This is a genomic window from Arthrobacter sp. B0316-1-20 (genome assembly GCF_059091865.1).
This window is the reverse complement of the sequence record NZ_JBNHHC010000123.1, coordinates 1-5,578: the sequence shown is the minus strand read 5'-3', so window position 1 is coordinate 5,578 and position 5,578 is coordinate 1. Positions and strand designations below refer to the sequence as shown.

Here is a 5,578-nt window from a genome sequence, read left to right as displayed (position 1 = left end):
CAGCATGCACATATCACTTGCGTAGACAAGCAACGCCGCGTTCAGGGCCCGGTCGGCTGGATCCTGGCCCGTGGCCTTCACCCATACCGACGATCGGGGCTCGTTTTCCCCGGTTTCCGCCGCCAGCCGGGGTGGGGCCTCTACGTAGCGCAGGTCGAAGGCCGAGTCTTCGTTCCAATGGACGTGGACGTCGTCGTAGCCGGCAAGGCTCCGTCCGACATCCGGGAGCTCCTCGGGCGGACGGGCGGGGGGCATCCGCACCTGATGAACCGGGCTACTGGAGTCCCGGGCGAAGGTGAGTTCGGCGGTCAGCAGCAGACGGCCTTCCTGCCGCACCTGCACCGATCGCCAGCACGTGGACCGACCGTCAGCAAGGGGCAGGACGTCGATGTCCACATCTTGGGTTGCGGCACCCGCTCCGACGAAGTAAGCGTGAAGGCTCCGGACCCAAATGCCGTCCGGTACGTCCGCCGAAGCGGCGGCCAGGGCCTGCGCTACCAACAATCCTCCGTACGGCACACCCCAATGGAAGGCCGGGGGCCGCCGATATATCTGCCGTTACCTTGTGGGCGCGGCCGCAGTAATGAGCACAGCTCCTCGAAGCTTCCGGAGGCCTTCTGCCCGTACCTTTCGGGACTTGTGTCTGTATCGGATTTCATAGTGAATTCCTTCCGGTGACCGGCCTCTGCCTACTGCAGCTAGCGCACCGTCCATGAAATCGGTGTGTCCAGCAGTTCGGGGAATTTTCGTTCCGCGTAGCGGGCATAGGCCGTGATGTGGTCGTGCATGGCCTTTGCGGACGCTTCCGGGTCGCGGGCCGCAATTGCCTCATAGATGCTGGCGTGAGCCTCGTGGACAGCAATCCTGCGATGCTCCGGGTAGTCGATGCCGATCGCGCTTCCGTCGAGCATGCCGAGCAGTGACTCCACGAGATAGCCGAACATTACGTTGCCGGAACCATGGGCAATGATGTCATGGAACCGCTTGTTCATCTCAAGGAACTCCGCTTCGTCACCAATATGCTCGCCCATATGGTCGACGCTGTACTTGAGTCCGGCAAGCTCTGCTGCGTTCATGCGCGTGGCGGCCAGCTGGGCCATCATGGGTTCGAGCCCGGTCCGCGACTCCGCGATAGTGCGGAAGGGGGCATTCTCGAACTGCAGCAGCAGTGTCAGTGCGGTGGCCAGGCCGGTACCGTCCGGCTGCTGGACCACTGGACCGCCGCCCGGGCCCGGCCGCAGCGCGATGACCCCTTGGAGCTCCAGGAAGCGCAGGGACTCCCTCAGCGTACCCCGGCCGATCTCGTATTCCTCCAGCATCACCCGCTCCGGCGGGAGGCGATCGCCGACATTGTTGCCACGGCGCTGGATGTCGGCGACGATGCGCTGGGCCACGAGCATCGCTGTCTTCTGTGGCCGTAATGATGTCTGTGTCACTCGGGTTCCTTCGCTTACCGGTGTCCGCGCTATCGCTGGAGAGCGGCATATCATTAGCATGGTTAGGAAAAACAGACTACCTCTAAACTGGCCGGTCTGTGGACCTGCGGCCGTCAGGTTGCGGAAATCACGCCGTCAGCAGCGAGTTTGTCCAAAGCTTCCTGACCAAGGGCCAGTTCCTTCCCGAGGATGGCTGCAGTGTGTTCACCTACTGCGGGTACGCCTTCGTACACCGGTTCCGCACCACCGGCAACGTGGAGGATCGGCCCCGGCATGAGGGCATTGCCCAGGACCGTTCCGGTCAGTCCCACCAGTGTTCGTTCCAGGAAGTGCGGGTCCTGGACGATGTCACTTGAATCATTGACGGCGGCTGCGACGACTTCGTACTCTTCGAGGGTGTCCAACACCTTGTTTCGAGGCATTGAAGCAACCCAGGCCTTGACGATCTCCTGCAGTTCGGCGTTGTTTGCCATTCGCGCCGAATTGGTGGCATAGCGCTCGTCGGTCTTCAGATCCTGGCGGCCCATTGCGTCGAAAAGCCGCATGGCGATGGTCTGTGCGGAGGCTGCAATGGAAAGCCATCCTCCGTCTTGTGCCTGATAGATTCCCCGCGGCGAAGCCGACCCGGAGGTATTGCCGACGCGGGTCATGATGGTTCCCGTGGAGGTATAGTTCAGCAGAGCATCCCCCAGGATGAACATCAGCGGTTCATACAGGGCTACATCCACTTCTGAACCGACGCCGCTCAGTTCGCGTCGGTACAAAGCCATGGCTGTTCCGAATGCGGCTGAGATGCCGGCGATGGAATCCGCGAATCCAAAGGGGGGCGAGGTCGGCGGAGTGTCCGGCCAGCCGTTCAGGAAGGCGTAGCCGCTCGCGGTCTCTGCGACTGTACCGAAGCCCGGACGACCGCTGTATGGTCCGTTCTGCCCAAAGCCGCTGACCCGGGTCAGGACCAGACGGGGATTCTCCTTGGAAAGGACGTCGTATCCCATTCCCCAGGCCTCGAGGCGCCCAGGCCGGAAGGACTCAATGACGACATCGGCCTTCCGGATGAGGCCGAGGGCGATATCCCTGCCCTGCGGCTTCCTCAGGTCGATGCCCACCGAGCGCTTCCCGGAGTTCAATCGGGCGAAACCTAGGGCCAGTCCATCCTTTTGCGGCTGCCACTGGCGGGCGAAGTCTCCGTTGACTGGGTCTTCAACCTTGACGACTTCGGCGCCGAAGTCCCGAAGCATGCGTCCTGCAGTGGGCGCGGCGTACATCGATCCGAGTTCCACGACGCGTACGCCGTGGAGCAGGCCTGGTGTATCCGTGTTGGGCTGGTTCATCACAGCCTCACCCTCTTTCATTGGACGCTTCGAATTACATGGTAATAGTGATAATAGATTAGCAGAACTTGACTTGTAGTGGCAGGGTTTGAGGGAAACTTCTTTTCCCTGCAGGGCCGCTTCTTGGAATCTATGATTACCATAAATATTATTCAAGACATGGACAGGGGAAAGCCTGGCCGCGTAGCAACCGCATCAGCGGTTGACGACATAAGGGGAGAGCATGTCGACGGAGATTTCTAACTCTTACGATCTTAAGGGCCGCGTGGCACTGGTGACGGGCGGGAGCCGCGGCCTGGGCCGTGCCATGGCGCTAGGACTCGCGCGGGCGGGCGCTGACATTATCGTTGCCAGCCGCAACGGCGATGCATGCGTCGAATTCGCCAAAGAATTGGAGGCGGAAACTGGGCGGCAGGCCATGGGATTCGGGGTGCATGTTGGGCAGTGGGACCAGCTCGAGCCCCTTGTGGATGCTTCCTATGAGCGGTTCGGCAAGGTGGACATTCTGATCAACAATGCTGGCATGTCACCGCTCTACGACTCGGTCGATTCCGTTAGTGAACAGCTCTTCGATAAGGTGATCGATGTCAACCTCAAAGGGCCCTTCCGCCTGGCCGCCCTGGTGGGGACGCGCATGGCTGCGGGTGAGGGCGGGTCCATCATCAACATCTCGAGTGCGGCCGCCGTCCGTCCAAAACCGCATACACTTCCGTATGCGGCGGCAAAGGCGGGGCTCAATGCCCTGACCATCGGCCTGGCCCACACCTTCGGGCCTACGGTGCGCTGCAACGCCATCATGGCCGGCACCTTCTTGACCGACGTGAGCAAGTCCTGGGATGAACAGGCTTTCGCTGAACGTGCACGGTCATTCGCCCTGAATCGGGGCGGCCAGCCGGAGGAAATCGTTGGCACGGCACTGTACTTGGCCAGCGATGCTTCAAGCTACACCACCGGGGCCATCATTTCGGTCGATGGTGGACAGCCCTGACGGAAGCGCCTGCGGTCAAGGGCGCATCTCCTAAATCGTCCGGTGGATCGCTCGGGTACTGGCGGGGTGTCTTGTTTCGCTGTTCTCGGTAACGCCCAGTGGGAACGGATCGAGCCCCTGCTGGCCGGATCGGAAGGGCAGTGCGGCCGCCGTTCCGTAATCGCATTCCGGAACCGGCCGATCGGATCGCTGACCGCAAACGGGCTCCCGCAGCGGCCGCCCCGTCGGCGTCGGCCCGGAGCATGCAGAGGGCGGGCTGCAGTCGAGCAGTCCTTTAATCTCTTCAGGCAGCGGTGCGGCACGCTGCCCCCATGCGCCTTACTTGCCCAAACCTACCGGGCCGGGATCGCCCTCGGCGCCGTGCTCATTTGGCTGCGCCAATAAGGGAGCACGCCCTGGTCGCCGGATGATTCACGCGTGATTCAGCAGTATCCTGCGATCTCGAAATAATCTATGGTCATGATATGCACTATTCTGTTATGGTGTTCGTGAAACAGGATCCCGAAGCAGTTCGAGACGGCAGGATCGATCCACGGAAGGTGAAACATGACCACCACGCACGATTTGACTGACGAAGAGGCTGGCACCAGCGCCGCGTTTCCCACGCTCTTCTCGCCGATTCAAATCGGCACAATGAAGCTGCGGAACCGTACCATGTTGCCGCCTCACGGTTCAGCGATCGGCAATCTCTTCGGGACGCAGGCTGAAGCGGACCGTAACATCGCTTACTGGGAAGCTCGGGCCAAGGCCGGGGCGGCCTGGATCGACGGTATCACTGGTCACATTCGCAATCCGATCATCCCCGGCTTTGAGCCCACGGGTGTTGGCGCCGCCACGGACGGCTGCTACCGCCTGCCCTACTTCGTTGAGCGCATACAGCAGTTCTCCGATACGATGCACGCCGCTGGAGCCACGGCTAGCGCCCAGATGGTCCATCAGGGAGGCATGCCGCACGGTGCCTCCTCGCTCATGAGCTCCCCAGTGATTAATCTGGCACCGCATGTGCTGGACCGGGATGAGATCAAAACCTTCATGCAGGAATACCGCTTCTCGGCAGGACAGGCCCAGGCTGCCCGGCTGGACGGTATCGAACTGCACATGAACCACGACGATATCCTCGAATGGTTCCTCTCGCCGCTGACCAACCACCGCGAGGACGAGTACGGCGGCTCGATGGAGAAGCGCGCCCGGTTCTCCATCGAGGCATTGGAAAACATCCGTGACGTGGTCGGCAGCACCATGACGGTGGGCGTGCGGATCAACCTCCGCGAGGAAGTACCGGGCGGTTACGACGCCAATGAGGGAATCCAGATCGCCCAGTACCTTGAGTCTACTGGCCTCATCGACTACTTCCACGTCGTCGTCGGCACTCCCTGGGGCAACCCCAGCTACATCCAGCCGACCTACTACGACGACGCCCAGTGGGCCGATCTTGCCGGCAACTTCAAGCGGGCCGTCTCGCTGCCCGTCGTGCACACCGGCAGGGTAAACAGCCCGGAGGTGGCCGAGCGTGTGCTGGCCGCCGGCCATGCCGACGTCGTGGGAATGGCCCGAGCCCACATCGCCGATGGGGAATTGCTGCTGAAGGCCAAAGAGGGGCGCACGCAGGACATCCGCCCGTGCGTGGGCGGCAACGAGTGCATCAGCCGTCGTTACGTCGAAGGGCTGCCCTTCGGCTGCGCCGTGAACCCGCACACCAGCAAGGAAGTCGACGGCCCTTGGCCGCCGGCCCAGATCCCGCAGAAGGTCCTGATCGTCGGCGGCGGTCCGGCCGGCATGGAACTCGCTGCGCTCTCCCGCGAGGCGGGCCACGACGTCGAGCT

Annotated in this window: 5 protein-coding genes; 2 read left to right on the top strand and 3 right to left on the bottom strand. The window is 62.2% G+C overall.

Annotated features, from left to right (window positions below; translation table 11 throughout):
• The 3 genes from AC5RW2_RS40090 to AC5RW2_RS40080 form a co-directional block, all read right to left on the bottom strand.
• The coding region (locus tag AC5RW2_RS40090; protein ID WP_494075237.1) for an acyl-CoA thioesterase at positions 1-519 on the bottom strand (519 nt) is incomplete at its 3' end.
• 179 nt (positions 520-698) lie between these two features.
• The gene (locus tag AC5RW2_RS40085; RefSeq protein WP_494075236.1) at positions 699-1,400 is read right to left on the bottom strand and encodes a FadR/GntR family transcriptional regulator; all 702 of its coding nucleotides are present in this window, start codon (positions 1,398-1,400) and stop codon (positions 699-701) included.
• A 149-nt stretch (positions 1,401-1,549) separates the two neighbouring features.
• A complete protein-coding gene (locus AC5RW2_RS40080) occupies positions 1,550-2,923 on the bottom strand; it encodes a CaiB/BaiF CoA transferase family protein (RefSeq protein ID WP_494075235.1) in 1,374 nt (457 codons plus the stop codon).
• 67 nt (positions 2,924-2,990) lie between these two features.
• Here AC5RW2_RS40080 and AC5RW2_RS40075 point away from each other — a divergent pair, with 67 nt between their 5' ends.
• Positions 2,991-3,755, top strand: coding sequence for an SDR family NAD(P)-dependent oxidoreductase (locus AC5RW2_RS40075; protein WP_494029608.1), 765 nt, complete (start codon positions 2,991-2,993; stop codon positions 3,753-3,755).
• Between the two features lie 546 nt (positions 3,756-4,301).
• On the top strand, positions 4,302-5,578 hold a 1,277-nt coding region (locus tag AC5RW2_RS40070; RefSeq protein ID WP_494075234.1), incomplete at its 3' end, for an oxidoreductase.